Annotated in this window: 25 protein-coding genes, 1 tRNA gene, 1 other RNA gene and 1 pseudogene; 15 read left to right on the forward strand and 13 right to left on the reverse strand. The window is 70.2% G+C overall.

Going from position 1 to position 26,036, the window contains the following annotated elements; translation table 11 throughout:
* Window positions 1–3 precede the first annotated feature (3 nt).
* The 3 genes from M3667_RS07910 to M3667_RS07920 all read left to right on the forward strand — a co-directional run bounded on the left by M3667_RS07910 (window position 4) and on the right by M3667_RS07920 (window position 2,363).
* The gene (locus M3667_RS07910) at window positions 4–576 is read left to right on the forward strand and encodes a hypothetical protein (RefSeq protein WP_251507104.1); all 573 of its coding nucleotides are present in this window, start codon (window positions 4–6) and stop codon (window positions 574–576) included.
* Between the two features lie 199 nt (window positions 577–775).
* A complete protein-coding gene (locus M3667_RS07915; RefSeq protein WP_251507106.1) occupies window positions 776–1,690 on the forward strand; it encodes a hypothetical protein in 915 nt (304 codons plus the stop codon).
* Window positions 1,691–1,859: 169 nt separating this feature from the next.
* Window positions 1,860–2,363 (forward strand): DUF3145 domain-containing protein, encoded by a 504-nt coding sequence (locus M3667_RS07920; RefSeq protein ID WP_144833619.1) that lies wholly within the window; start codon window positions 1,860–1,862, stop codon window positions 2,361–2,363.
* 157 nt (window positions 2,364–2,520) lie between these two features.
* Here the strand turns inward: M3667_RS07920 and M3667_RS07925 are convergent, their stop codons facing one another.
* The 6 genes from M3667_RS07925 to aceE all read right to left on the reverse strand — a co-directional run bounded on the left by M3667_RS07925 (window position 2,521) and on the right by aceE (window position 10,386).
* Window positions 2,521–3,759, reverse strand: a complete 1,239-nt coding sequence (locus M3667_RS07925) for a beta-ketoacyl synthase (RefSeq protein ID WP_144833617.1) — start codon at window positions 3,757–3,759, stop codon at window positions 2,521–2,523.
* 68 nt (window positions 3,760–3,827) lie between these two features.
* Window positions 3,828–4,076: an acyl carrier protein gene (locus M3667_RS07930; RefSeq protein WP_022880558.1), complete on the reverse strand. Its 249-nt coding sequence runs from the start codon at window positions 4,074–4,076 to the stop codon at window positions 3,828–3,830.
* Between the two features lie 67 nt (window positions 4,077–4,143).
* Window positions 4,144–5,148: a beta-ketoacyl-ACP synthase III gene (locus tag M3667_RS07935; protein ID WP_251507109.1), complete on the reverse strand. Its 1,005-nt coding sequence runs from the start codon at window positions 5,146–5,148 to the stop codon at window positions 4,144–4,146.
* A complete protein-coding gene (locus M3667_RS07940; RefSeq protein WP_251507113.1) occupies window positions 5,145–6,065 on the reverse strand; it encodes an ACP S-malonyltransferase in 921 nt (306 codons plus the stop codon). Before M3667_RS07940 ends, M3667_RS07935 begins: the two co-directional genes overlap by 4 nt.
* A gap of 294 nt (window positions 6,066–6,359) precedes the next feature.
* Window positions 6,360–7,583, reverse strand: a complete 1,224-nt coding sequence (locus M3667_RS07945) for a CdaR family transcriptional regulator (protein WP_144833794.1) — start codon at window positions 7,581–7,583, stop codon at window positions 6,360–6,362.
* Window positions 7,584–7,659: 76 nt separating this feature from the next.
* A complete protein-coding gene (aceE, locus tag M3667_RS07950; RefSeq protein ID WP_251507115.1) occupies window positions 7,660–10,386 on the reverse strand; it encodes a pyruvate dehydrogenase (acetyl-transferring), homodimeric type in 2,727 nt (908 codons plus the stop codon).
* A 264-nt stretch (window positions 10,387–10,650) separates the two neighbouring features.
* Here aceE and M3667_RS07955 point away from each other — a divergent pair, with 264 nt between their 5' ends.
* Window positions 10,651–11,340: a DUF1345 domain-containing protein gene (locus M3667_RS07955; RefSeq protein ID WP_251507118.1), complete on the forward strand. Its 690-nt coding sequence runs from the start codon at window positions 10,651–10,653 to the stop codon at window positions 11,338–11,340.
* Here M3667_RS07955 and catA read toward each other — a convergent pair.
* Window positions 11,337–11,999 (reverse strand): type A chloramphenicol O-acetyltransferase, encoded by a 663-nt coding sequence (gene catA / locus M3667_RS07960; RefSeq protein WP_251507119.1) that lies wholly within the window; start codon window positions 11,997–11,999, stop codon window positions 11,337–11,339. The two genes, M3667_RS07955 and catA, sit on opposite strands and share 4 nt — an antisense overlap.
* A gap of 45 nt (window positions 12,000–12,044) precedes the next feature.
* Window positions 12,045–12,117: transfer RNA gene (locus M3667_RS07965), tRNA-Val, on the reverse strand.
* Between the two features lie 145 nt (window positions 12,118–12,262).
* Here M3667_RS07965 and M3667_RS07970 point away from each other — a divergent pair.
* The 3 genes from M3667_RS07970 to rnpB all read left to right on the forward strand — a co-directional run bounded on the left by M3667_RS07970 (window position 12,263) and on the right by rnpB (window position 15,119).
* The gene (locus tag M3667_RS07970) at window positions 12,263–12,991 is read left to right on the forward strand and encodes a zinc ribbon domain-containing protein (protein ID WP_251507120.1); all 729 of its coding nucleotides are present in this window, start codon (window positions 12,263–12,265) and stop codon (window positions 12,989–12,991) included.
* 12 nt (window positions 12,992–13,003) lie between these two features.
* A complete protein-coding gene (locus M3667_RS07975) occupies window positions 13,004–14,704 on the forward strand; it encodes a bifunctional 3'-5' exonuclease/DNA polymerase (RefSeq protein WP_251507121.1) in 1,701 nt (566 codons plus the stop codon).
* Window positions 14,705–14,735: 31 nt separating this feature from the next.
* Window positions 14,736–15,119: RNase P RNA component class A (gene rnpB / locus M3667_RS07980), an RNA gene on the forward strand.
* A 131-nt stretch (window positions 15,120–15,250) separates the two neighbouring features.
* Here rnpB and M3667_RS07985 read toward each other — a convergent pair.
* Together M3667_RS07985 and M3667_RS07990 are read right to left on the reverse strand one after the other, a co-directional pair.
* A complete protein-coding gene (locus M3667_RS07985; protein ID WP_251507122.1) occupies window positions 15,251–15,469 on the reverse strand; it encodes a hypothetical protein in 219 nt (72 codons plus the stop codon).
* Between the two features lie 149 nt (window positions 15,470–15,618).
* Window positions 15,619–15,852 carry a hypothetical protein gene (locus M3667_RS07990; protein WP_144833603.1) on the reverse strand — a complete coding sequence of 78 codons (234 nt, stop codon included), beginning with the start codon at window positions 15,850–15,852 and terminating at the stop codon, window positions 15,619–15,621.
* A 180-nt stretch (window positions 15,853–16,032) separates the two neighbouring features.
* On the opposite strand from M3667_RS07990, the gene M3667_RS07995 reads away from it, so the two are divergent.
* Complete coding sequence (locus M3667_RS07995) at window positions 16,033–16,323, forward strand: hypothetical protein (protein WP_251507123.1); 291 nt, start codon at window positions 16,033–16,035, stop codon at window positions 16,321–16,323.
* A gap of 22 nt (window positions 16,324–16,345) precedes the next feature.
* On the opposite strand, the gene ppgK is transcribed toward M3667_RS07995, so the two are convergent.
* Window positions 16,346–17,149 carry a polyphosphate--glucose phosphotransferase gene (gene ppgK / locus M3667_RS08000; protein WP_251507124.1) on the reverse strand — a complete coding sequence of 268 codons (804 nt, stop codon included), beginning with the start codon at window positions 17,147–17,149 and terminating at the stop codon, window positions 16,346–16,348.
* Window positions 17,150–17,245: 96 nt separating this feature from the next.
* Between ppgK and M3667_RS08005 the strand changes: the two genes are divergently transcribed.
* Genes M3667_RS08005 through M3667_RS08015 form a run of 3 tightly spaced genes read left to right on the forward strand, consistent with a single transcriptional unit; the run spans window position 17,246 to window position 21,816 of the window.
* Window positions 17,246–17,449: an SPOR domain-containing protein gene (locus M3667_RS08005; RefSeq protein ID WP_186325528.1), complete on the forward strand. Its 204-nt coding sequence runs from the start codon at window positions 17,246–17,248 to the stop codon at window positions 17,447–17,449.
* 25 nt (window positions 17,450–17,474) lie between these two features.
* Window positions 17,475–18,815, forward strand: coding sequence for a type I glutamate--ammonia ligase (glnA, locus tag M3667_RS08010; protein WP_144833792.1), 1,341 nt, complete (start codon window positions 17,475–17,477; stop codon window positions 18,813–18,815).
* Window positions 18,816–18,825: 10 nt separating this feature from the next.
* A complete protein-coding gene (locus M3667_RS08015; protein WP_251507125.1) occupies window positions 18,826–21,816 on the forward strand; it encodes a bifunctional [glutamine synthetase] adenylyltransferase/[glutamine synthetase]-adenylyl-L-tyrosine phosphorylase in 2,991 nt (996 codons plus the stop codon).
* Between the two features lie 42 nt (window positions 21,817–21,858).
* Here the strand turns inward: M3667_RS08015 and M3667_RS08020 are convergent, their stop codons facing one another.
* The gene (locus tag M3667_RS08020; RefSeq protein ID WP_251507127.1) at window positions 21,859–23,553 is read right to left on the reverse strand and encodes a long-chain-fatty-acid--CoA ligase; all 1,695 of its coding nucleotides are present in this window, start codon (window positions 23,551–23,553) and stop codon (window positions 21,859–21,861) included.
* A gap of 89 nt (window positions 23,554–23,642) precedes the next feature.
* Between M3667_RS08020 and M3667_RS08025 the strand changes: the two genes are divergently transcribed.
* The gene (locus tag M3667_RS08025) at window positions 23,643–24,482 is read left to right on the forward strand and encodes a GNAT family N-acetyltransferase (protein WP_251507128.1); all 840 of its coding nucleotides are present in this window, start codon (window positions 23,643–23,645) and stop codon (window positions 24,480–24,482) included.
* A pseudogene (locus M3667_RS17120) lies at window positions 24,373–24,875 on the forward strand (DUF2277 domain-containing protein). Before M3667_RS08025 ends, M3667_RS17120 begins: the two are co-directional and overlap by 110 nt.
* 89 nt (window positions 24,876–24,964) lie before the next feature.
* Here the strand turns inward: M3667_RS17120 and M3667_RS08035 are convergent.
* On the reverse strand, window positions 24,965–25,150 hold the full coding sequence (locus M3667_RS08035; RefSeq protein ID WP_251507130.1) for a hypothetical protein: 186 nt from the start codon (window positions 25,148–25,150) through the stop codon (window positions 24,965–24,967).
* Between the two features lie 84 nt (window positions 25,151–25,234).
* On the opposite strand from M3667_RS08035, the gene M3667_RS08040 reads away from it, so the two are divergent.
* Both M3667_RS08040 and M3667_RS08045 read left to right on the forward strand, forming a co-directional pair.
* Window positions 25,235–25,663 (forward strand): hypothetical protein, encoded by a 429-nt coding sequence (locus tag M3667_RS08040; RefSeq protein ID WP_251507132.1) that lies wholly within the window; start codon window positions 25,235–25,237, stop codon window positions 25,661–25,663.
* A 54-nt stretch (window positions 25,664–25,717) separates the two neighbouring features.
* A complete protein-coding gene (locus M3667_RS08045; protein ID WP_251507133.1) occupies window positions 25,718–25,960 on the forward strand; it encodes a hypothetical protein in 243 nt (80 codons plus the stop codon).
* Window positions 25,961–26,036 lie beyond the last annotated feature (76 nt).

The following is a 26,036-nucleotide window of genomic DNA, read 5'->3' on the forward strand; positions in this document are numbered from 1 at the left end:
ACCATGAACGACGACAACCCCACCCAGCCGTTGCCGCGGTTCGACGAGGCCCCCGAGCCCCGTCGCCGCTCGTGGCGTCGCCCCGCGCTGATCGCGGGAGCGGTCATCGTCGCCGCGGGCCTGACGGGCGGCTCGGCCGCCCTCGCCGCGCAGACGACCACCCCGCTGACGCTGGCGACCTCGGCACCGAGCGCCGACGGCGGATCCACCGGACCCGGCGCCGCGACCCCGGGCACCCCCACGCCCGGCTCGAGCGCGACCTCCGGCGCCACGCCCAGCGACGCACCCACCGGAGCCCCCGCCGACGGCTCCGGCCCGGGCGAGTGCGGGCCTGGCGGCCCCGCGGGTCCCGGCCACGGCCCCGGTGCGCCCGGCACCGAAAAGCCGACCCCGCCGGCCGACGGTACGGCTCCGACCCCGCCCGCCGAGGGCGAGAAGCCGACGCCTCCCGCCGACGGAGAGAAGCCGACGCCTCCCGCCCCGCCGGCAGACGGCACGGCACCCACCCCGCCCGCGGACGGCTCCGCGCCCACGCCCCCGGCCGACGGCACCGCCCCCGCCCAGCCCGGCAGCTGAGCGCCCCCGCGCTGGCCGACGCGCCGCACGTCATGTGCAGCGCGCGGTCAGCCCCGGAGGTGAAAGACACCGCGCTGGCCGACGCGCCGCACGTCATGTGCACCGCCCGGTCAGCCCCAGAGGTGAAAGACACCGCGCTGGCCGACGCGCCGCACCTCGCGTGCAGCGCGCGGTCAGCGCGGTGCGGCACGATCAGGGGGTGGCGAACACTCGAACCCGGCCGAGCCGAGCTCGTCCTCGGCCCGTCCGGCGTCGCCGCCCCACCGCCCGTGCCCGGCAGCTTCGTCGTCGGCGCATCGCCTTCGGCGTCGTCGCGGCCGTTCTGGTCTCTCTCGTCGTGCTGGCCGTCATTCCGCTGGTCTCCCTCACCAGCGCATGGACGACGGCGTGGAACACCGAGCAGCGTCGAGAGACGATCGACCTGTCGAGCTTCGATCCGGGGACCCTCATCAGCGACGACGCCTTCTACGACGGCAACGCCATGACCGCCGACGAGATCCAGAGCTTCCTCGACGACCAGGTGGGGGAGTGCCGCAACGACTCCTGCCTGTCGGTGCTGCGCACGGATCTTCCCGCGCGAGGTCCGGTCGTGTCGGATGCCACGGGTCAGACCGTCTGCGACGGCTACGACGGCGGCTCGCTCACGGCGGCCGAGATCATCGACCGCGTCCAGCGCGCGTGCGGGATCTCGGCGAAGGTGATCCTCGTCACGTTGCAGAAGGAGCAGAGTCTCGTCGCCGGACGCGTCGCGCGCTCGCCTTCTGCCGAGCAGCTCGGCGCCGCGATGGGAGCCCGCTGCCCCGACGACGCGGCGTGCGACCCGGGCATCGCGGGCTTCGCCCAGCAGGTCGCGCAGGGCACCACCGACCTCAAGACGTACAGCGCCTCGGACTTCATGCGTCAGCCCGGCACCCATTACCTCGCGTATTCGCCCGATCCCGCGTGCGGGGGCTCCGACGTCGCGATCACCAATGAGGCCACGGCGGCGCTGTACAACTACACGCCCTACCAGCCGAACTCCGCGGCCATCGCGGCGCGCTGGGGCACCGGCGACGAGTGCTCGTCGTACGGCAACCGCAACTTCGCGCTCTACTGGGCCCTCTGGTTCAGTTGAGCCCCCGGTCCCTGTGCCTGTCGGAGGGCCCGGAACCCGCGCCAGACGCACATCGGAATCACAGTGTTGTGATTTCGTTATGAGCGGGCGATAATGGCCGGGACAACCGAACAATCGCCACACTCCATCACAGGTCGTAGGGGAAGACGTACCTGACGAAGGAGAGACCATGGCGATCACGTCTTCGCGCGGAGTGATCTTGATTCACTCCGCGCCCCGCGCGTTGTGCCCCCACCTCGAGTGGGCGGTAGGACGCGCCCTCGGCCGTGCCGTCAACTTCGACTGGGCCGAGCAGCCCGTGCTGACGGGCAGCCGCCGCGCGGAGTTCTACTGGGAGGGCCCGGTGGGTTCCGGTGCGGCTCTCGCCAGTGCCATCCGCGGCTGGGAGCATCTGCGTTTCGAGGTGAGTGAAGACCCCACGCCCCGCAGCGACGGCGGACGCTGGATGCACACCCCGGGCCTCGGCATCCACTTCGCTCAGACCGATGCGGCCGGCAACGTCGTCATCGGTGAAGACCGGGTGCGCTACGCCATGGAGGTCGCCGCCGGCGATGCGTTCGAGCTGCAGCGCGAGCTCGACGTCGCGCTCGGCTCGGCCTGGGACGAAGAACTCGAACCTTTCCGGCACGCCGGCGACGACCAGCAGATCGTCTGGCTCCACAAAGTGGGCTGAGCGCGTCTGCCTCATGCGTCGGACGGGGGAGGCGCCACTACCGGAGGCCGGTGTTCACACCCGGCACCGGGACCGCGTATCCCTCGCCTGACATGCAGAACGCCCCCTGGCATCCCCGATCGCAGTCGGGGGGATGCCAGGGGGCGTTCTCGTACGGTCAGACCGAGGCGATCGCGACGACGGCGTTGTGACCGCCGAAGCCGAACGAGTTGCTGATGGCCAGCTGGTCGCCGGCACCGAGCTCCACGGGCGAGCCCGAGAGCGCGAACGGAACGTCGGGGTCCTGTTCGGTCAGGTTGATCGTGGGGGGCGCGACGCGGTTCTGCAGGGCGAGCACCGTGAAGATGGCCTCGAGCGCGCCCGTGCCACCCAGAAGGTGACCGGTCGACGCCTTGGTCGCCGAGACAGGGATCTCGTCGACGCGGTCGCCGAACACGGCGCGCAAGGCCTTGTATTCGTTCGGGTCGCCGACGGGGGTCGACGTGGCGTGGGCGTTGATGTGGGTGACGTCGTCGACCGACGCGCCCGCCATCTCGAGCGCCAGGTGGACGGCGCGCGCGGCGCCGTGCCCCTCGGGGTCGTTCGCGGTGATGTGGTACGAGTCGGCGGTGACGCCGCCGCCCACGATCGAGGCGTAGATCTTGGCACCGCGGGCCTTGGCGTGCTCCTCGGTCTCGAGGATCAGTACGCCCGCGCCTTCGCCCATGACGAAGCCGTCCCGGTCGACGCTGGCGGGACGCGACGCGGTCTCGGGCGAGTCGTTGCGCTTCGACAGTGCCTGCATCGACGCGAACGAGGCGATGGTGATCGGGTGGATGGCCGATTCGGTGCCACCGGCGATGACCACGTCGGCGAGACCATCGCGGATGTGCTGCACGGCGTTGACGATCGACTCGGTGCTCGACGCGCACGCCGACGCCACGGTGCGCGCGAAGGCGCGGGCGTTGAAGTGCAGCGAGAGGTTTCCGGCCGCCGCATTCGGCATGAGCATGGGCACCGTCATCGGCATGACCCGGCGCGGGCCCTTCTCGCGCAGGGTGTCCCACGCGTCGAGGAGCGTCCAGACCCCGCCGATGCCGGTGGCGAAGTCGACGCCGAGGCGGTCGGGGTCGATGTCGGGGGAGCCGGCGTCTTCCCACGCTTCTTTGGCCGCGACCATGGCGAGCTGCGACGAGGGGTCGAGCCGCTTGGCGACGGGTCGCTCGAGCACGGTCTCGGGACGCACGAGCGCCTCGGCGGCGAAGGTGACGGGCAGGTTGTACTGCTCGACCCACTCGTGCTCGAGGGAACGGGCGCCGGAGGTTCCGGCGAGCAGGGCGGACCAGCTCTCGGGTGCCGTTCCGCCGATGGGCGAGGTGGCTCCGATGCCGGTGACGACGATGCGGGGTGTGCTCATGAGCGAAGAATCCTTGGTGCGGCCGACAGGTCGTGACCGGTGGGGGCCGGAGCCCCCACCGGGAGGTGTCAGGACTGGTTCGACGTGATGAAGGTCACGGCGTCGCCGACGGTCTTGAGGTTCTTGACCTCGTCGTCGGGAATGGTGACGCCGAACTTCTCCTCGGCGTTGACGACGATCGTCATCATCGAGATGGAGTCGATGTCGAGGTCGTCGGTGAACGACTTCTCGAGGGCGACCTCGTCGGCCGAGATACCGGTCTCGTCGGTGATGAGCTCGGCAAGGCCCGCGAGAACCTCGTCGTTGGTGAATGCCATGATGTCTCCTGTTTCTTGGGGGCGGGCCTGTCAGGCCCCGATCAGTCTAGGGTTCGACGCCGACGCGTCAGGGGAGGACGACGACCTGCGCGCCGAACACGAGTCCGGCGCCGAAGCCGATCTGCAGCGCGAGGCCGCCGCTGAGCTCGGGGTGCTCCTCGAGCAGGCGGTGGGTGGCGAGCGGGATGGATGCCGCCGAGGTGTTGCCCGTGGTCTCGATGTCGCGACCGATCACGACGGTCTCTGGCAGGCCCAGCTGCTTGGCGAACTCGTCGATGATGCGCATGTTCGCCTGGTGCGGGACGAAGGCGGCGAGGTCGGCGGGTTCGATGCCGGCGGCCTCGATCGCCTGACGCGCGACCTTGACCATCTCCCAGACGGCCCAGCGGAAGACCGTGGGGCCCTCCTGGCGCAGGGTCGGCCACGGGGCGAGGCCGTCGCGGAAGTCGGTGAGCGTGGCGTTCATGCCCACGGCATCCGCCTTCGATCCGTCGGAACCCCAGATGGTGGGGCCGATGCCCGGGGTGTCGCTCGGGCCCACGACGACCGCGCCCGCGCCGTCGCCGAGCAGGAACGAGATGCTGCGGTCGGTGGGGTCGACGACGTCGCTGAGCTTCTCGGCGCCGACGACGACCACGTGCGTCGCCAGGCCCGCCCGCACGAGGGCATCGGCCTGGCCCACGCCGTAGGCGAAGCCCGCGCACGCGGCGTTGAGGTCGTAGGCCGCGGCCGGGTTCGCCCCGATGCGGTCGGCGACGATCGCCGAGGCCGAGGGCGTCTGCTTGGGGTTGCTGATGGTCGCCACGATCACGGCGTCGATCTGGTCGGGGGCGATGCCCGACTTCTCGACGGCTTCGCGCGCGGCCTCGGTCGCGAGGTCGATGGCATCCGTGTCTTTGTTCGCGCGCACGCGCGTGACGATGCCGGTGCGCTGGCGGATCCACTCGTCGCTGGAGTCGATGGGCCCCACGAGGTCGTCGTTGGGCACGAAGTTCTCACCGCGCGCGGCGCCGTAGGCGTAGATGCGCGTGTGGGCGGCTCCCTGCAGCTGACGGAGGGTGGGGGTGCTCATGCCTGGTCTTCTTTCAGGAGTGAGACGGCCGCGTCGAGGTCGTCGGGGGACTTGACTGCCACGGTGGGGGTGCCGCGCAGTGCTCGCTTCGCGAGGCCCGTGAGGGCGCCGGCGGGCGAGAGTTCGATGATGCCGGTAACGCCCTGCTCGGCGAACGAGGCCATGCAGCGGTCCCAGCGCACGGGAGACGAGACCTGGGCGACCACGAGGTCGAGCGCGCGACGGCCCTCGGCCACGACGGAGCCGTCGGAGTTGGTCCACAGCGTCGTTGCGGGGTCGGACACCTGCACCTCGGCCGCGGCGGCGCGCAGCGTCTCGACGGCGGGCTCCATGAAGCGGGTGTGGAAGGCGCCCGCGACCTGCAGGGGGATCACACGGGTTCCGCGCGGCGCCTCGGCGGCGAGCTCCGCGAGGGCGGGCAGCTCGCCCGCGGCCACGATCTGTCCGCCGCCGTTGTAGTTGGCGGGGGTCAGTCCGAGCGCCTCGAGGCGCTCGAGCACGGCGATCTCGTCTCCGCCGACCACCGCGCTCATGCCGGTCTCGACGGTGGCGGCGGCCTCGGCCATGGCGCGGCCGCGGAGTCCGACCAGACGCAGCGCGTCCTCGTCGGAGAGCACGCCGGATGCCGCCAGCGCGGCGATCTCGCCCACCGAGTGCCCCGCGACGCCGGCGACGGCGATCGTGGAGCGGTCATTCAGCGCAGACCACGACAGCAGGCTCGCCGCGACGATCAGCGGCTGGGCGACGGCGGTGTCGCGGATCTGATCGGCATCCCATTCGGTGCCGGCGGCGACCAGGTCGACGCCCGCCTGCTCCGAGAAGGCCTCGAGGCGCTCGCGCGCTCCGTCGAGTTCGAGCCACGGGGTCAGGAATCCGGGGGTCTGCGAGCCCTGTCCCGGGAAGACGGCGATGATCACGTTTCCATCCTGCCAACGATCGGGCCCGCGCTTATGGAGATATCGACACAGATATGCGGCGTGTCTTTGTGCGCGCCGTGCATCAGCGGGCGTGTTTCGCGTCGAACGGGGTCGAAACCCGGCCGAAACGACGGTGACCCCGGTCGTCGCTCGACCAGCTCGGTGTCACGAGGACAGGCTTGCGCATCGAGGACAGGCCGATCCGAGCCGATACGACCTGTTCCGGCCGCATCTTCCTGTTCTCGTCGCCGGCGGACAGCCGTCGGCTCCCGCTCGACCCCGGGGCGACACGCCTCAGCGCGAAGCGGACGGTCGCCGACTGGCGAGGCCGCGACGCCGTGTGGCGTCGGTGCCGATCGAGCCGAGGATCAGCGCGGTCTGCAGAATGAGCGCTTCGCGCGGCCCCGTGGCATCCCACCCGATGACCTCCGACACGCGCTTGAGGCGGTACCGCACCGTGTTCGGGTGCACATACAGCTCACGCGCGGTCGCTTCGAGCGAGCGCCCGTTGTCGAGGTAGCTCCACAGCGTCGCCACCAGATCGGCGCTGTGTGCCTGCAGCGGTCGGTACACGCGATCGACGAGGGTCTGCTTTGCGACGGCGTCGCCGGCGAGGGCACGCTCGGGCAGCAGATCGTCGGCCTCGACCGGGCGCGGGGCGTGTCTCCAGGCGCGGGCCACGGCGAATCCGGCGAGGGCCGCGCGGGCGCTCTGGCCCGCGTCGACGAGGGCCGGCACCGGCGGGCCCAGCACCAGATGACCCGAGCCGAACCCGGGTTCGAGACGCTTGGCGATCTCGGGGAAGGGGAGTTCGACGCCGTCCTCGCCACTGCTGCGAGCGGGGAGATCGGCACGGCCGACCACGAGCACGAGACGCGAGCCCTGCACCCCGATGAGCACGTCGACGCCGAGCTTGCGCGCCGTGCGGCGCACCTGGTCGACGTCGAGTTGCGGGGGAGTGGTTCCCACCAGCACCGCGACCTCTCCGTGCCCGTGCCAGCCGAGCGCGGCGATGCGGCTGGGGAGCTCGTCGTCGGCCTCGCCGGTGAGGATCGAGTCGACCACCAGCGCTTCCAGCCGGGCGTCCCACAGGCCGCGGGCCTCGGCGGCGCGTGCGTAGACGTCGGCGGCGGCGAAGGCGACTTCGCGCGAATACGACAGCATCGCCTCGCGCACCTTCTCGCTGCGCCCGGCGACGCGCTCCTCCATCACCTCGACGGTGACGCGCACGAGCTGCAGGGTCTGCGTGAGGCTGACGCTGCGCAGCAGCTCACGAGGGGCCGCGGCGAAGATGTCGGCGGCGATCGCCGGAGTGGATGCCGGCTCCTCGAACCACTGCAGGAACGAGGTGATGCCCGCCTGGGCGACGAGCCCGACCGCCGAACGCCGGGCCGGGGGCATCTCGGCGTACCAGGGCAGCGTCTCTTCGAGGCGCTGGATGGTCGCCGTCGCGAGGTCGCCCGAGATGCGGCGGAGCCAGGTGAGGGTGTCGGCCTTCTCCTGTGCGGCGGCCGCGATCGCGCCCGCAGACCGGTCGGGCCCGGCCCCGCCCGTGGAGGCGGAACCGGACCCGTCGGTGGTGCTCGTCACGCGCTCAGGCCTCGCCACCCGCGTTGCCGCTGGTGCCGGCGTTGACGTCGTGCAGGCGGTACTTCTCGATGGCCTGCCCCACGACCGCGCGGTCGACCTTGCCCTCTTCGGCCAGCGCCTGCAGGGCGCGAACGGCGAGCGAGGGACCGTCGATCTTGAAGAAGCGACGGGCCGCGGCACGGGTGTCCGAGAAGCCGAAGCCGTCGGCGCCGAGGGTCCAGTAGTTCTGCGGAACCCACTGGCGGATCTGGTCCTGCACCGCGTGCATCCAGTCGCTGACGGCGACGACGGGGCCGTCGGCTTCCTTCAGCTTGTCGGTGAGGTAGGCCACGCGGGGCTCTTCCTCGGGGTGCAGGAAGTTGTGCTCGTCGGCGGCGAGACCGTCGCGGCGCAGCTCGCTCCACGAGGTGACCGACCAGACGTCGGCGGTCACGCCCCAGTCGTCCTTCAGCAGGCGCTGGGCCTCGAAGGCCCACGGCACACCGACGCCCGAGGCGAGCAGCTGCGTGCGGGGCCCATCGCCCTCGCCCGCCGAGATGTGGTGGATGCCGCGGACGATGCCGTCGACGTCGACCCCTTCGGGCTCGGCCGGCTGCACGTACGGCTCGTTGTAGACCGTCATGTAATACATGACGTTGGGGTCGGGGTGGTTGCCGCCGTACATGCGCTCGATGCCCGAGCGGACGATGTGCGAGATCTCGTAGCCGTAGGCCGGGTCGTACGACACCGTCGCCGGGTTCGTCGAGGCGAGCAGCTGCGAATGACCGTCGGCGTGCTGCAGGCCCTCACCGGTCAGGGTGGTGCGACCGGCCGTGGCGCCGATGATGAAGCCGCGCGCCATCTGGTCGCCGGCCGCCCACTGGGCGTCGCCCGTGCGCTGGAAGCCGAACATCGAGTAGAAGACGTAGACCGGGATCAGCGGCTCGCCGTGGGTCGAGTACGCCGTGCCCGCCGCGGTGAACGCCGCGAGGGCGCCCGCCTCGTTGATGCCGACGTGGATGATCTGGCCCTGCGGGCTCTCCTTGTACGCCAGCAGCAGCTCGCGGTCGACGGAGGTGTAGTGCTGACCCTTGGGGTTGTAGATCTTCGCCGTCGGGAAGTACGCGTCCATACCGAACGTGCGCGCCTCGTCGGGGATGATCGGCACGATGCGGTGACCGAAGTCCTTGACCCGCAGCAGGTCTTTCAGCAGACGCACGAACGCCATGGTGGTGGCGATCTCCTGCGTGCCAGAGCCCTTCTTGGGCAGCGCGTAGGCGGCGTCGCCCGGCAGCTCGAGGCCGACGTGCGTGGTGCGACGCTCGGGCAGGAACCCGCCGAGCGAGCGACGACGCTCGAGCATGTACTTGATCGTCTCGTCCTGCTCGCCGGGGTTGTAGTACGGCGGCTGGTACGGGTTCTCGTCGAGCTGCGCGTCGGTGACGGGGATGTCCATCGCGTCGCGGAAGGCCTTGAGGTCGTCGAGCGTCAGCTTCTTCATCTGGTGGGTCGCGTTGCGGCCCTCGAAGTGCGGTCCGAGGCCGTAGCCCTTGATCGTCTTCGCCAGGATGACGGTGGGCTGGCCCTTGTGCTCCTTGGCCGCCTTGAACGCCGCGAACACCTTGCGGTAGTCGTGGCCACCGCGCTTGAGGCCCCAGACCTGCTCGTCGGTGTAGTCCTTCACGAGCTCGAGGGCGCGGGGGTCGCGACCGAAGAAGTTCTCGCGGACGTAGGCGCCGTTCTCGGCCTTGTAGGTCTGGTAGTCGCCGTCGGGGGTGCTGTTCATGAGGTTGAGCAGCGCGCCCTCGGTGTCGCGGGCGAGCAGGTCGTCCCACTCGCGGCCCCAGACGACCTTGATGACATTCCAACCGGCACCGCGGAAGAAGCTCTCGAGCTCCTGGATGATCTTGCCGTTACCGCGGACCGGGCCGTCGAGGCGCTGGAGGTTGCAGTTGACGATGAAGGTCAGGTTGTCGAGGCCCTCGTTCGCCGCGACCTGCAGCTGTCCGCGGCTCTCGACCTCGTCCATCTCGCCGTCGCCGAGGTAGGCCCAGACGTGCGAATCGCTGACGTCCTTGATGCCGCGGTTCGACAGGTACTTGTTCGACATCGCCTGGTAGATCGCGTTGATCGGGCCGAGGCCCATCGACACGGTCGGGAACTGCCAGAACTCCGGCATGAGGCGCGGGTGCGGGTACGAAGGGATGCCGTTGGGCGCCTGCGACTTCTCCTGACGGAAACCGTCGAGCTGCGCCTCGGTGAGGCGACCCTCGAGGTAGGCGCGGGCGTAGGCACCGGGGGAGGCGTGGCCCTGGATGAAGATCTGGTCTCCACCCGACGGGTCGTCGAGGCCGCGGAAGAAGTGGTTGAAGCCCACTTCGTACAGCGCCGCCGACGAGGCGTAGGTGGAGATGTGGCCGCCGACACCGATGCCGGGGCGCTGGGCGCGATGCACGGTGACCGCGGCGTTCCAGCGGATCCACTTGCGGTAGCGGCGCTCGAGCTCCTCGTCACCGGGGAACTCGGGCTCGTTCTTCTGCGAGATCGTGTTGATGTAGTCGGTGGTCGGAACCATCGGCACGTTCAGGTGCAGTTCTTTCGAGCCCTTCAACAGGCTCAGCATGATCTCGCGAGCGCGAGCCGGACCCTTCGCCTGGACCAGCTGGCGCAGGGATTCCTGCCACTCGCCGGTCTCTTCCGGGTCGCTGTCCTGCGGCCCCTGCGAATACGGATCCTGGTCGTGAACAGTCACGGAAGACCTTTCGTCGTCTGGCAGGTCATGCCAGAGAATCGCCATACAAGTGCGGCAACCCTTGTTCGCTCCGCACAATCAACCAGCGTCCAGCCTAGCGAGTCGCGACGACATCGGCTGCGCGCGGCGCTCGCGGGCCCGCCCCGGGTCACCGTGACGGTTCGATGTCGAGACGACGCGCCCTTCACGAAGACGAAGAGCGACGGATGCCGTGTGCCGACGCGCCCGCCCGGTGCGGACGTCCGACCGGTCTAGCCTGAGCGCGTGAGCACGCACGAAGGCTTCCGCACGAGGCCCGAACACCGCTGGCCGGTCCTGATCGCCCTGGCCGTCGGCACGGGGCTCTACGCCGTGCTGCCGAGCGAGGCCAGCGGCGTCCTGCGCTACGTCGTGGTGGTCGTCGGCATCCTGTGCGCGATTCCGATGGTCGTGACGAACCCTTCGCGTCTGACCCGCGACTCGCGCATCGGCCGCGTGTTCGCGATCGCGTTCACGGTGATCCTGCTGGTCGCCAATCAGATCGCGTTCTTCCTGCTGGTGAACCAGCTGCTGCAGGGGCAGGGGAGCGGCGCCTCGACGCTGCTCGGGGCGGCGCAGGTGTGGGCGATCAACGTCATCGGCTACGCCGTCGTCTATTGGGAGATGGACCGCGGCGGCCCCATCGCCCGCCGCCGCGACGCGCGCGACGAGCTGCCGGCCGCCGACTTCCAGTTCCCCCAGGACTCCGACCGCGACGCGGTGAGCGAGGTGGCGCGCCGCTCGTCCGACACCGAAGACTGGGCGCCCGGCTACGTCGATTACCTCTACTTCTCGGCATCCAACGCCATGGCCTTCAGCCCCACCGACGTCATGCCGCTGTCGAGCAGGGCGAAGCTGTTCATGATGGTGCAGGCGGTGTCGGGCTTCATCCTGCTGGCGCTGGTGATCGCGCGCAGCGTGAACATCCTGAACTAGCGCGACGCCGTCAGCCAGGCACCGTCTGACAGCAATTCCTCCACCTCGTTGACGAGGCGCGCTGCGTGGAAGCCGTCGGCCACGGCGTGGTGCACCTGCAAGGCGAGCGGCATCAGCACGCGGTCGCCGCGCTCGACGTATCTGCCGAGAGTGAAGATCGGCGACAGGTGCGACGACCCGCTCTCGATGTTCAGAGTGAAGCCGGTGAAGCTCGTCCACGGGACGCTCGAGACGTCGAAGGTGTTGAGGGGCGGCTCACCCTGCGGGAAGAAGTCGAGGCTGTCGGCGTACTCGGCGATCGTCTGCTCCGCGCTCTCGTGAAATGCGGCGAAATCGGAAAGATACGGAACCCACAGACACGCGAAGGTCTCCCGGGCGCGGTGGAAGACGGTGAAGACAGGGTGCACGCGATCCCAGACGGCAGGCGCGCCCACTTCGTCGAGCCGCATGCGGAACTCGTCCCGCCGGTTCACGATGGACGAGATGGCCCAGATCTGCGCGATGTAGGTGCGACGACCCGACGCGCGCACCGCCGCCACGAAGTCGGTGACGTCGATCTCGACGGTCAGCGCGTAGGTGCACGGCGACGTCCGCAGGTAGTGCTCGAAGTGCTGACGCCGGGGCCACGTCTCGAGGTCGATCGGGATGAGCTGGTCCATCCGCCCATGATTCCAGGATGGGACGGAGGGCGCGGCTCGAAGGGGTGGGCCCTGCCGGGATCGAACCGACGACATCCACGGTGTAAACGTGGCGCTCTACCAGCTGAGCTAAAGGCCCTGGTGCCTCGAGTCTAGCCCGGTAGACGCCCCACTCCTGGGGCGTGGTGTTCGGATGCCGCGACCCCACCGACCCGCCGCGGAGCGATGCGGGCGTCGGCGCTCGCGTGCCGCGGATGTCGGAGGCCCGGGGTAGCGTGGGGGACGTGAATGCCGATCCCGCCGACCAGCGCAAACTGCTCGACCTCGCCGACCTCGACGCGCGTATCCGCCGTGACGAGAAGGTCGCCGGCAACCCGCCGCAGGCCGAGCGCGTACGCGAGTTGATCGCGCAGCGGGCGACCCTCACCCAAGAGCTGACGACGCGTGCCAACGCCCGCGACGACATCAACGCCGAGCTGAAGCGCCTCGAGTCCGACGTCGCCGTGGTCGATGCCCGCATCGCGCGCGACACCGAGCGGCTCGCCGCGTCGTCGAACCCCAAGCAGGCTCAGGGCTTCGAGAGCGAGCTGACCTCGCTCAAGCGCCGCAAGGGCGACCTCGAAGACATGGAGATCGCGCTCATGGAGCGTCTCGAGGCAGCGGATGCCGCTGTCGCCGAGCAAGAAGCCGTGATCGCCGACACCAACGCGCAGGGCGCTCAGCTCAGCGCCGAGGCGAAGACCACCGTCACCGACGCGAACACACGCCTCGACGGCGCGCGCCGTGACCGTGACGCCGTAGCCGCCTCCATCCCCGCCGATCTGCTCGGGCTCTACGAGCGTCTCGCGTCGCGTGGAAACGGCGCCGGACTCCTTCTCGCCGGCGCATGCGAAGCGTGCCGCATGGTGCTCCCGCCGAGCGATCTCGCCGTCGTCCGCCGCGCGCAGACCGACGAGGTCGTGTTCTGCCCCGAGTGCGGCGCGATCCTCGTCCGCACTGAAGAGTCCCGATGACCCGAGACGGCCGTGGCCTCTGACACGGTCGTCGTCGCCCGCGCGGCATCCGGTTCCTTCGTCCTGATCGACCTCGACGCCGACGCGAACCCGGCGCGCTCGACCGAAGTCGACGACCTCGTCGTGGCAGTCCACGAGCGCGAGCAGGCGGGCGACGTCCGCTGGGTCTGGTCCGACACCGCCGCCGCCTACCCGCCTCTGCTCGATGCCGCCGTGCGCGTCGCACGCGCGTGGGACCTGCGGCTCGTGCACGCGATCCTGCGCGACGCCGTCGCGGTCACCGACGACGCCGGCCTCCGCCGCGCGACCGCCTGGGACGCGGCCTCCAGCGAACCCGACGCGGGCGACGCCCTGTTCGACCTCGGGGAGTCGGCATCCGGGGTCCCCGGGTCCGCCGAAGAGGCCGTCGCCGAATACCGACGTCAGCACTCCGCCCTTGCCGCCTCAGCGACTCCCGGCGCGCTGCGGCTGCTGGCCGCGGCCGAGTCGGCCGGTGCGCTCATCGCCGTCGAACTGCACACCGCGGGCGTGCCGTGGAGCATCGAGGCGCACGAACGCCTGCTCGAGGCCGAGCTCGGGCCGCGGCGCGGCGGCGGGCTCCCGGAACGCATCGAGCAAACGGCCGCCGTCGTCCGCGACGCCCTGGGCGACCCGCGGGCCTCTCTCGACTCGCAGCCTCGTCTGCTGCGCTCCCTGCACCGCGCCGGTCTGCTCGTGCAGTCGACGAGTCGGTGGGAGCTGTCGGAGCACGACCACCCGGCCGTCGCCCCGCTCATCGCCTACAAGAAGCAGATGCGCCTGTATACCGCGAACGGCTGGGCGTGGCTGGCCGAATGGGTGCGCGACGGTCGTTTCCGTCCCGTCTACGTGCCGGCCGGAGTCGTCACCGGGCGGTGGGCGTCATCCGGCGGGGGAGCCCTGCAGATCCCGCGCGCGCTGCGCACCGCGGTGCGCGCCGACCCCGGCTGGACGCTCGTGACCGCCGACGTGGCCCAGCTGGAACCTCGCGTGCTCGCCGCGATGGCGCGCGATACCGCTCTGGCCGAGGCGGCCGCCGGACGCGACCTGTACGCCGGCATCGTCGAGCGCGGAGCCGTGGCGAGCCGGGCCGAGGCGAAGCTCGCGATGCTCGGGGCGATGTACGGCGCCACCACCGGCGAGAGCGGCCGACTGCTCCCGCGGCTGCGCCGGACCTTCCCGCGCGCGATGCAACTCGTCGACGACGCCGCACGCACCGGCGAAGAGGGCGGCGTCGTGCACACGTGGCTCGGCCGCACCTCGCCCGCGGCGGGGGAGTCGTGGCGTGCCCTGCAGTCGCTGGCGAGCGAGTCGGCGGCATCCGGGATCGACGAGAACCGCGCCCGCCGTTCCGCGCGCGACCGCGGACGCTTCACCCGCAACTTCGTCGTGCAGGGCACCGCGGCCGAGTGGGCGCTCGCGTGGCTCGCCGACCTTCGGGGGCGCCTGGCGGCGTTTCCGGTGACGGATGCCGATGCCCCGGCCGCGGCATCCGGTGCGGTGTTCGCGCGACGACCGCACCTGGCGTTCTTCCTGCACGACGAGATCGTCGTGCATACCCCGATCGAGCACGCGGATGCCGTCGCCGAGGCGGTGCGCGAAGCCGCAGCCGCCGCCGGGCGTCTGCTCTTCGGCACGTTCCCCATCGACTTCCCGCTCGACCTGCGCATCGGGGCGACCGCGGAGAAGGGCTGAGGACGCCCACCGGTAGACTGGCCGATGCGAATGGGTCGGCTGGACGGTCGCGTCACGGGTTCGCCCGTGCCGAGGAACGTCCGGGCTCCACAGGGCAGGACGGTGGGTAACGCCCACCCGGAGCAATCCGCGAGACAGTGCCACAGAGAGCAGACCGCCTCGCGTCCCTCGGGCCGCGGGGTAAGGGTGAAAGGGTGGTGTAAGAGACCACCGGGGTCGTGGTGACACGACCCGCGAGGTAAACCTCGTCCGGAGCAAGGCCAGACAGGGGATGACAACGCGGCTCGCCGAGTCCCCGGGTAGGCCGCTGGAGCGACACGGCAACGTGTCGCCGAGAGAGATGACCGTCCACGGGGTTCCTGAGCTTGTCGACGGAACCCCCGGACAGAACCCGGCGTACAGGCCGGCCCATTCGCACTCACCGCCCGCCGACGGTCTCACGTCAGCGAGGGTCGTTGTTCTGGTCGCCCTTCCGCCGATCGATCAGACGAGCGATCACGGCACCGATCGAGTCGATGACCGACGCGACGAACTCCCACACGACGCTCATCGGCTGCGTTGGCCCCGCACTCGCCAGTACCAGCCGTACGCGATGAACGCGACGCCGCCCACCCAGACGACGGGGAGCGCGAGCCACATCGGGATCCCGCGACCGGTCGTTCCCAACGGGTCGCCGAGAAAAAGGGGAAGGCCGAGCAACCCGATGAGCACGAATGCCACTCCTAGGCCGATCAAAACGGTGGGGCGCTGCGGTCCGGATGCCATACCTCGGATCGTGTCAGCCGCGTCAGGGGGCCGCAATCCTCGGTCGACGCAAGCGCTCTCTGCTATTGCGAACGCGTGGCGCCCCCGCACACGACGACGGCCCCGCCCGCTCCCTCGAGCGATGCGGGGCCGTCGTGGCGATCGGCGGGTTACGCGCCGGGACCCGAGTTGTATCCACCTGCCGGCGGCGCCATGCCCCCACCCGGAATGCCGCGACGCGCGCGCTCTTCGTCGGCGCGCAGGATGCCGTTCTTCACCGCGGTCCGCATGATCAGGTACGAGACCCAGATCGCGAGCGCGAGGATCGCGATGTAGACGATAAACCCGATGATCAGAACCCCGATGCCGAGTCCTGCGGCCGCGCCGCTGTAGTCATTGCTCACGATGATTCCCCCTCTGTGTCGTGTGCGTGGATGACGCTGACACTAGGGGGCGGCGGGGGAGGAGCGCATCGGTTTGACCCGCGCAGCGCGGTTCGGTACGGGTGCGCGCACCGTCCACCACCCATCGAGTGTCGGACATATGTTCTACACTCGAACTCGGCCGGAGAAGGGGTCCGGTGCATGGGATCGACGAGGGTCAGCGACGAGATGGTCGCTCGGGTACTGGCATCCATCGCCCCCTGCACGCTGCAGCCCGAGACCTGGGGCGCGCGCCCCATCGAGTGGTACGCCGACAAGCGCCCGGTGTGGGCGTGGGTCACGTGGCCGAACCGCGCCGCCACCCGCGAACCCGCGTGGGCGACGGGCGGCAACGACCGCGTCGTCATGCTCGAGGTGCCGTGCGAGGGCGGGCACTGGGCGCCGGTCGTCTGGCGCAACGCCGTCAGCGTGCGTCAGATAGCCGCGGCCTGAGGGAGCTCCGGATGCCGTGTCCTCAGCTCGGGTCGGCCTTCGGGGCCACCGCCGGCAGCGCCTCGGGCACCGGCACGGCGAGCGAGGCCGCGCCGATGATGCCCGCGTTGTTGCGGTGCTTCGCCGGCAGGATCGGCGCGCGCAGCTTCAGCAAAGGCAGGAAGTGCTCCGAGTGCTTCGACACGCCGCCGCCGACGACGATGAGGTCGGGGCTGAAGAGGAACTCGACGTAGTCGTAGTACCACTGCAGGCGCTTCGCCCACTTCTCCCACGACAGCTCTTCGCGCTCCAGCGCCGAGTATGCGGCGAAGTGCTCGGCGTCTCTCTTGTGGCCGGCGCGCTGCAGGTGACCGAGCTCGCTGTTGGGCACGAGGACGCCGTCGTAGATCATGGCCGAGCCGATGCCCGTGCCGAGCGTCGTGAGGATCACGAGGCCCTCCACGCCCTTTGCCGCGCCGTAGCGCACCTCGGCGATACCGGCGACGTCGGCGTCGTTGGCGAAGTGGATGTCGCGCGACAGGCCGTGCTCGAAGAACTTCTCGGCCTCGAAGCCGATCCACGACTTCGACACGTTCGCGGCCGAGAGCGTCTGGCCGTTCTTCACGATCGCGGGGAACGCCACGCCCAGGGGCAGGTCGTCGGGGGCTTCGAGGGTCTCCAGCACCTGCTTCACCGCCGCCAGCACGTCGGCCGGCTCCGCACCTTCCGGCGTCGCGACCTTCACCCGGTCGCTGACGAGCTCCCCGGCATCCAAATCCACGATTCCGGCCTTGATGCCGGTTCCGCCGATGTCCACTCCGACCGCGCGAGATGCATTCGTTGCCATACCCCTCAGCCTAGCCAGCCGGACGGTCGGGATCAGTAGGATCGGGGGAGCACCGGCGGTTCGCGCCGAGGGGCGCGACCCATGTGAGGAGCCATCGTGAGCGACGAGAACAAGCAGTACTGGTACAACCTCGAGACCGGCGAGGTCGAGCAGGGGTTCGAGTCTCCGGCGGTCGATCGTGCCGGCCCCTTCGCCACCGCCGAAGAGGCCGCGCAGGCTCCGGAGCTGCTGAAGAAGCGTTCGCAGCAGTGGGCCGAAGAAGAGGCCCGTGACGACTGGGGCTCCGGCTCCGCCCGCTGAACGCCCACCGAAACGAGGGATGACGATGGACAAGCAGCGCGATTTCGTCTTGCGCACGATCGAGGAGCGCGGCGTCAAGTTCGTGCGCCTGTGGTTCACCGACGTGGTCGGCACGCTCAAGTCGGTGGCGATCGCCCCGGCCGAGGTCGAGGGTGCCTTCACCGAGGGACTGGGCTTCGACGGCTCGGCGATCGAGGGGCTGACGCGGTCGTACGAGTCCGACCTGCTCGCGCACCCCGACCCCACGACCTTCCAGATCCTGCCGTGGCGCGGTGAGATCGACCCGACCGCGCGCATGTTCTGCGACATCACGACGCCCGACGGGCAGCCGGCGGTCGCCGATCCGCGGCACGTGCTCAAGCGCACGCTCGCCAAGGCCGCCGACGCCGGGTTCACGTTCTACACGCACCCCGAGATCGAGTTCTACCTGCTGAAGTCGTCGCAGCTGGGTCCCGACGGACGCCCGCAGCCCGTCGACTCCGCGGGCTACTTCGACAACGTCCCCGGCGGAACGGCGCACGACTTCCGTCGCCGGTCGGTGCGCATGCTCGAAGACCTCGGCATCTCGGTCGAATTCAGCCACCACGAGGGCGGCCCGGGCCAGAACGAGATCGACCTGCGGTACGCCGACGCGCTGACCACGGCCGACAACATCATGACCTTCCGCACCGTCGTGAAAGAGGTCGCGATCGAGCAGGGCGTCTACGCGACGTTCATGCCGAAGCCGATCAGCGGCCAGCCCGGCAGCGGCATGCACACGCACCTGTCGCTCTTCGAGGGCGACATGAACGCCTTCTACGAAGAGGGTGGCCAGTACCAGCTGTCGAAGGTCGGCCGTCACTTCATCGCGGGCCTGCTGCGTCACGCCAACGAGATCTCGGCCGTGACCAACCAGTTCGTGAATTCCTACAAGCGACTGTGGGGCGGCGACGAGGCTCCGAGCTTCATCTGCTGGGGCCACAACAACCGCTCGGCCCTCGTGCGCGTGCCGCTGTACAAGCCGAACAAGGGGCAGTCGACGCGGGTCGAGTACCGCGCGCTCGACTCCGCCGCCAACCCCTACCTGTCGTACGCGCTCATGCTCGCGGCGGGCCTCAAGGGCATCGAAGAAGAGTACGAGCTCCCCGCCGAGGCCGAAGACAACGTGTGGTCGCTGAGCGACTCGGAGCGCCGCGCCCTCGGCTACGCGCCCCTGCCGGCGAGCCTCGACCACGCCCTCGAGTACCTCGAGGAGTCGGAGCTGGTCGCCGAGACGCTCGGCGAGACGGTCTTCAAGTACGTGCTACTGAACAAGCGTCGCGAGTGGCAGCAGTACCGCGCTCAGGTGACGCCGTTCGAACTCGCCAGCAACCTCGAGGCGCTCTGACGGAGGGTCCATGACCTCGGGCGATCGGTCGACCGCGCTCACCGCGCTCGCTCGCACCGGCTTCTCGCGGCTCGCCGAAGCAGACTCCCTGCTCGGCGAGCTCGAGGAGCAACTCGGTGTGGAGCGGGCGGATGCCATGGCGCTCGCGCAGCGCGTGGCCGACCCCGATCGGGCGGTGCTGGCGATCCTGCAGGTCGCCCGGCGTGACAGGGAGGCCGTTCGCACCGTCTCGACCGACGCCGGCGCGTGGCGTGCCCTGTGGGATCTGGTGGGCGCGTCCGACGGGTTCGCGGAGTTCTACCTGCGCCACCCCGACGAGCTGGTGCACCTTTCGGGTGCGGGGCTCACCGTTCCCGACGAGCACACGATGCGCGCCGAGCTCCTGGCATCCGTGCACGATGTCGACGGGTTCGCGGGAGATGCGACGGATGCCGCGTGGGTGGCGCTGCGCGTGCGCTACCGGCGTCTGCTGGCCCGCATCGCGGCGTACGACCTCAGCCAAGACGACCCGGCCGGCGCGATCGGCGTCGTGTCGTCGGCCCTCGCCGACCTCGCGGGGGCGGCCCTGGAGGCGTCGCTCAGTGTCGCGCGTGCGCGGGTGAGCGGCGCGGGGCCCGGCGCGTTCCCTCGCGAACAGGTCGAAGCCACCCGTTTCGCGATCATCGCGATGGGCAAGACCGGCGCGCGCGAGCTCAACTACGTCAGCGACGTCGACGTGATCTTCGTCGGCGGTTCGGCCGATGAAGAGGTGGTGTCCGAAGCCCGCGCGATCGACATCGGCACACGCTTGGCCGTGCAGACGATGCGCGGCATCTCGGGCGCCGAGATCGAGCCTCCGCTCTGGGAGGTCGACGCGAACCTGCGCCCCGAGGGGAAGCAGGGCGCGCTGGTGCGCAGCCTCGCCTCGCACGAGCAGTACTACGCGCGCTGGGCGAAGAGCTGGGAGTTCCAGGCCCTGCTGAAGGCCCGCGCGATCGCGGGCGATGCGACGCTCGGCGCCGAGTACGTATCCGCGATGCAGCCCCTGGTCTGGCACAGCGCGGAGCGCGAGAACTTCGTCGAGGGTGTCCAGCGCATGCGCGAGCGCGTCACCGACAACATCCCCGCGGCCGAGGTCAACCGTCAGTTGAAGCTCGGGCCCGGCGGCATCCGCGACGTCGAGTTCACCGTGCAGCTGCTGCAGCTCGTGCACGGCCTGACCGACGAGCGCATCCGCCAGCGCGGCACGCTCGAAGCCCTCGACGCGCTCGTCGCCGAGGGGTACATCGGCCGCACCGAGGCCGAGGCCTTCGGCCGTGACTACCGTCTGCTCCGACTGCTCGAGCACCGTCTGCAGCTGCGCGGCCTACGCCGCACGGCCCTGCTGCCCGAGAAGGACGACGACCTGCGGGTGCTCGCACGCGCGTCGCGGCTTGCCGACTCGGCATCCGGGGTGCAGGCCGTCTGGGAGGGCATCAAGCGCGAGGTGCGCGACATCCACGTGCGCCTGTTCTACCGCCCGCTGCTGTCGGCGGTGGCCGCCCTTCCCGAGGGCGAGCGCACGCTGTCGACCGCGCAAGCCCGCGATCGCCTCGCCGCGATCGGCTTCCGCGACCCGGCCGGCGCTCTGCGCCACATCGCCGCCCTCACCAGCGGACTGAGCCGCAAGTCGACCATCCAGCGGCACCTCATGCCGATCATGATCCGGTGGTTCGCCGACGGGGTCGATCCCGACTATGGGTTGCTGGTCTTCCGTCGCATCAGTGAACGCCTCGGCAACACCCCGTGGTTCCTGCGGATGCTGCGCGATTCCGCCGGCGCAGCCGAGAGCCTCACGCGGGTGCTCTCGGGCTCGCGCTACATCGGCGAGCTGATGGAGTGGATCCCCGAGTCGGTCGCGTGGCTCGACGACGACGCGCTGTTGCGCCCCCGTTCGGGCAAGGCACTCGAAGAAGAGGCGCGCGCGATCCAGACGCGCTGGCAGAACATCGACGACGCGATGCGCTCGGTGCGTGCGCTGCGACGGCGCGAGATGCTGCGCGTCGCGATGGCGGCGGTGCTGGGCACGGTGTCGCTCGAAGAGCTGTCGGATGCGCTCAGCACCATTACCGAGGTCACGATCCAGGCGACCCTGCGGGCCGTCCGGCGCGTGGTGGTGCCCCCGGAAGACGACGACCTCGACTTCGCGATCATCGCGATGGGGCGCTTCGGCGGTCGCGAGCTCGGTTTCGGGTCGGATGCCGATGTGATGTACGTCTACCGGGCGAACGGCGTCGACCCGCAGCGCGCGAGCCAGTTGGCCCTCAAGATCGTCGCGGGCGTGCGCGAGCACTCGGAAGACCACCGTCTGCCGCTCGATCTCGATGCCGAGCTCCGGCCCGAGGGTCGCAGCGGCCCCCTGGCGCGCTCGCTCGACGCATACGCCGAGTACTACCGGCGCTGGTCGCTGTCGTGGGAGGCCCAGGCACTGCTGCGGGCGCGCGGCGTCGCCGGAAGCGTGAAGCTGATCGCCGCGTTCATGGAGCTGGCCGACGAGGTGCGCTACCCGGTCACCGCCGACCAGAACGGATTACGCGAGATCCGCCGTATCAAGGCACGGGTCGAGAACGAACGACTGCCGCAGGGCGCCGATCCCGCGCGTCACCTGAAGCTCGGCCCGGGGTCCCTCAGCGACGTCGAGTGGCTCGTGCAGTTGTTGCAGCTGCAGCACGCGCGCGCGGTTCCGGGCATGCGCACGACCTCGACGCTCGATGCGCTGAGCGCGGCGGCCGACGCGGGCATCATCGAGCACGACGCCGCCGACAAGCTCGCCGCGGCCTGGCACCTGGCCAGTCGCCTGCGCTCGGCGAACACGCTCCTGTCGGGCCAGACGAGCGACGTACTGCCGGTCGACCGCGGAAAGCTCGACGGCATCGGCCGCATTCTGGAGTACGCGCCGCGCTCGGCGACGCAGGTCGAAGAGGACTACCTCGGCGCCACTCGCCGCGCGCGGCGCGTCTTCGACAAACTCTTTTACGGGTGAGGTCGGCGGATGCCGCATGCGTGGCATCCGCCGACCTCGAACTCACTTCATCAGACGCTCGCGCACCTCGCGCCGCAGCACCTTGCCGATCAACGAACGGGGCAGGTCGTCGACCACGATGACCCGGCGCGGCACCTTGTAGGCGGCCAGGCGCGTCTTGCAGAAGTCGCGGATCGCTTCGGGCTCGAGCTCGACGCCGTCGCGCAGCACGATAGCGGCTGCGACGTCTTCTCCGCCCTGCGACTTCGGCAGCGCGACCACAGCAGCCCCGGCGATGTCGGGGTGCGAGGTGAGCACGTCTTCGACCTCGCTCGGCGAGACGTTGAAGCCACCCGTGATGATGATCTCTTTCAAGCGGTCGACGATGGTGACGAAGCCGTCGGTCGAGACCGTCGCGATGTCGCCCGTGCGCAGCCAGCCGCCCCGCAACAGGGTCTCGGCGGTGTCGCCGGGTCGGTTCCAATACCCCTGGAAGACCTGGGGTCCGCGCAGAAGAAGCTCGCCGGCCTCGCCGAGCGGTCGGTCGACGGACGGGTCGTCGGGGTCGACCACGCGGATGTCGGTGCTCGGGAACGGCACACCCACGGTGCCGGGACGACGTGACGGCCCGATGGGGTTGCCCAGCGCCACCGGAGACGACTCGGTCATGCCGTACCCCTCGACGAGCAGGCCGCCGGTAGCGGCCTCCCACCGGTCGACGGTCGCGACCGGAAGGCTCATCGCCCCCGAGATGGCGAAGCGCACGCTGGTGAGGTCGATCGTGCCGCGGGCGGCGGCGCGGGCCAGCTGGTCGTAGATCGGCGGAACGGCCGGCAGGAACGTCGGCGGGCTCTCCTTCGCCGCGGCGGCCACCAGCTCGAGGTCGTACTTCGGGAACAGCACGAGCTTCGCGCCGATGCTCATCGCGAAGGTCAGGCACAGGGTGAGCCCGTAGGCGTGGAACAGCGGCAGCACGCCGTAGAAGGTCTCTTCGCCGTCGTGCAGACCCGGAACCCAGGCGCGCCCCTGCATCGCGTTCGCGCGCAGGTTGGCGTGGGTGAGCACCGCGCCCTTCGGCGTGCCCGTGGTGCCGCTGGTGTACTGCAGCAGGGCGATGTCGTCGAGCTGCGGACCGCGATGCTTGCGCGAGAGCGTGCCTCGCGTGAGCAGCTTCGCCCACGCCGTCGGTCGCTTCGAGGTGGGCTCGGTCGTGAGCTGCGCACGCGCGGCGCGCGCCTTGGCGACCGGCAGGCGCAGCGCGAGGCGCTTGCCGAGCGGCAGCGCGGCGGTGATGTCGACGCTGACGATGTGCTCGAGCGCGAGATCGGAGGGGAACTCCGCAACGGTGTCGGCGATCTTGTCCCACACGATCGCGAACCGCGCGCCGTGGTCTTCGAACTGGTGGCGCAGCTCGCGCGGGGTGTAGAGCGGGTTGTGTTCGATCACGATCGCGCCGAGCCGCAGCGCCGCGTAGAACGCCACGACGTGCTGCGGGCTGTTCGGCAGGATGAGGGCCACCCGGTCGCCTGAGCGCACGCCGAGCCGGCGCAGCCCCTCGGCCGCGCGCGACACCTGGTCGCCCAGTTCGCGATAGGTCGTCGTCGCGCCGAAGAACTCGAGCGCAGTCTTCTTGCCGTAGGCGGCGACGCTCGCGGCGAGCATCTCGGGCAGCGTCTGCGACGGCGCGTCGATGTCGAGCGGCACCCCCTCGGCGTAGGAGGTCGACCACGGACGCGAGGCGTAGGGGGAGTCCTGCATGACTCCATCCTTGCGTGGACCTCCGACATCGCGGCGGAGGGGCGCCTGTGCGGATGCCGGGAACCCGAGCGGTCTGCGAGGGTGGGGGCGTGGACTTTCGCGCGCTGACAGACGACGACCTCTCCGGCTCGCCGTGGTGGTGGGAGGGTCGCACCCTCGCCCGCGACCGTTGGCGCGACGATGAGACGCGGTCGGCGGTGGCGATCGAGCGCGGTGAGATCGTCGCCGCCGGCGCGATCTGGCTCTCGCGCGTGCACGACACGCACTTCTGGCTCGAGGTGGTCGTGCATCCCGAGCGGCGCCGGCAGGGGATCGGCACCGCGCTCGTGCACCACCTCGCGACGCTGCGCTCTGACGATGTCCCCTTCGTCGCCCGCGGCTACGTCGACGACCCTGCACTGCTGTTCGCCGATGCGCTCGGCGCCGTGACGATCCAGGTCGTGCCGCCGGTGCGCGTCGCGCTCGACGCCCGCGCGGTGCTCCGCCCGGACCCCCGGGTGCAGCCCCTTGCCGGCGTCGACCGTGCGCGGATCGAGGCCGCCCACGCCGACATGTACCGCTGGACGCACGAGACGTGGAGCCCGGTGCGCGAGGTGTTCGCCGACGCCCTCAACGAGGACCTCTGGGACGCGCTCGACATCGACGCCTCATCGGTCGCGGTCAGTGCCACCGGCGACGTGCTCGCGATCTCGCTCTGCTATCAGGACAGCGACCCGCACCTGATCGTGACCGAGGCGACTTCGCGCGACCAGCCCGACGGCGAGCAGCTGGTCGAGGGCTGCCTCCGCCGCTCGCTCGACCGTCTCGCCGATCGCGGGCATGCGAGCGTCGACTTCGACGGACACGTCAGCGACCCCCACTTCCTCCCCGTCCTGTCGCGCCTGCAGCCGAGCGGACGCTGGTTCCGGCTCGTCGAGATCCCGATCTGAGGCGGGCGCTACCGCGCGTTCGCGCAGTCCGCGCCCGCTGACGCACTCGCCCTCCGGCGCGGACGGGCCTACCCTGGCGGGCATGTGCCGCAACATCGTCCCCCTGCACAACTTCGAGCCTCCGGCGACGGATGCCGAGTGCCACGACGCCGCGCTCCAGTTCGTGCGCAAGATCGTGGGCACGACGAAACCGTCACGGCCAATCAAGAGGTCTTCGATCGCGCCGTCGCCGAGATCTCGGCATCCGTCCGACATCTGCTCGACGACCTCGTCACCGCCGCCCCTCCGAAGGTGCGCGAAGAGGAGGCCGCGAAGCGACAGGCCCGGTCGGCGGAACGATACGAGGCGATCCGGGTGTTCCAGGAACAGAAGCGCGCGGCGCGCGCGGGCTGAGAATCTGCACGTGCTCGCAGCGGCGTTCACCCGAATGGGACGGCGACGGCAGCACCCACCGACGTCTCCCTGGCGGAGGTCGAGGGCGGTCAGCGGCGTTTGCTGACGGTGGCGGCGATCCCGAGGCCAATGGCCAGACCGAGCCCCATGCCGAGGCCGACGTTGTCGAAGACGAGAGCCCCGACCGCGGCGCCGAAACACAGCCCCAGGCTGAGTCCCAGTGCAACGAGGCGCTGCCGGCGCTCCTCCGGTTCGGTGTCCTTCTCGTCGCTCATCCCGCCACGCTACGAGCGCCGGTCGGCGATCGCATCCACCCGACGGGGGAGATGCGAGGCGGCATGACCCCGTACGCTGGCGGCATGCGATCACGACTCTGGTCTATGGTGACCTTCGGAACCACCATGGCCGGGGCGATGGTTCTCGCGACCGGGTGCGCTGCCGCGCTCGGCCCCGCGGACCGGGTAGATGAGTTCACCGCCGCCGGCCAGGACTGCGTCGGCTCCTGGTGGCTGGGCGTACCGCGCGGTGACGCCCCCGACCAGATACTCCGGATCGCTGAAAAGGCACTCGCCACGGCGCCAGTGACCGTCGACTCCCTGGCCGCGGCGAGCAGTCTGCTCGACTTGTCGATGAACGACCAGGAGCGTCGTGAGCATGCGCCAGCCGAGGTGGAGGGGGAAGCATACCTGCTCGCGGTCAGCCTGCACGTGAAGGGCGAGCTCGAGGCAGCCGGGTACCCGGACAGCGACCGCTCCATAGAGATCTGGTCGAAGCACGCCTGCTCCTGAAACCGCTTTCCGAGCGGGAGCTGCGGTGCGGTGGGGCGTGAATACGATAGGCCCATGACCACCAGAACGCGTCTGCTCGGGACGGGCGCGGCCGTCGCGATCTTGAGCGGCGCCCTGGTGATCCTCTACTTCTTCCAGCCCTGGCGCAGCTGCGACTACGAGGACACCTCCACCGGGTGCGCGATGCTGCCCCACGACGCCACCGTGATGCTCGTCGCAATGCTCATCTTCGTCACCGGGTTGGTCGTGCTCACTGCGGGTGCGCTCATCCGGAGAACCCCCGCTCTGGGGGATTGAGAGCCCACGTGAGCCGAAGAGAGACGCGTGCTTCAGCTACGGCTGAACACCGGCTCTCAGTGCCGCAACCGGGCCG

It is taken from the genome of Microbacterium sp. P26 (assembly GCF_023712585.1).
Classification (GTDB): domain Bacteria; phylum Actinomycetota; class Actinomycetes; order Actinomycetales; family Microbacteriaceae; genus Microbacterium; species Microbacterium algihabitans_A.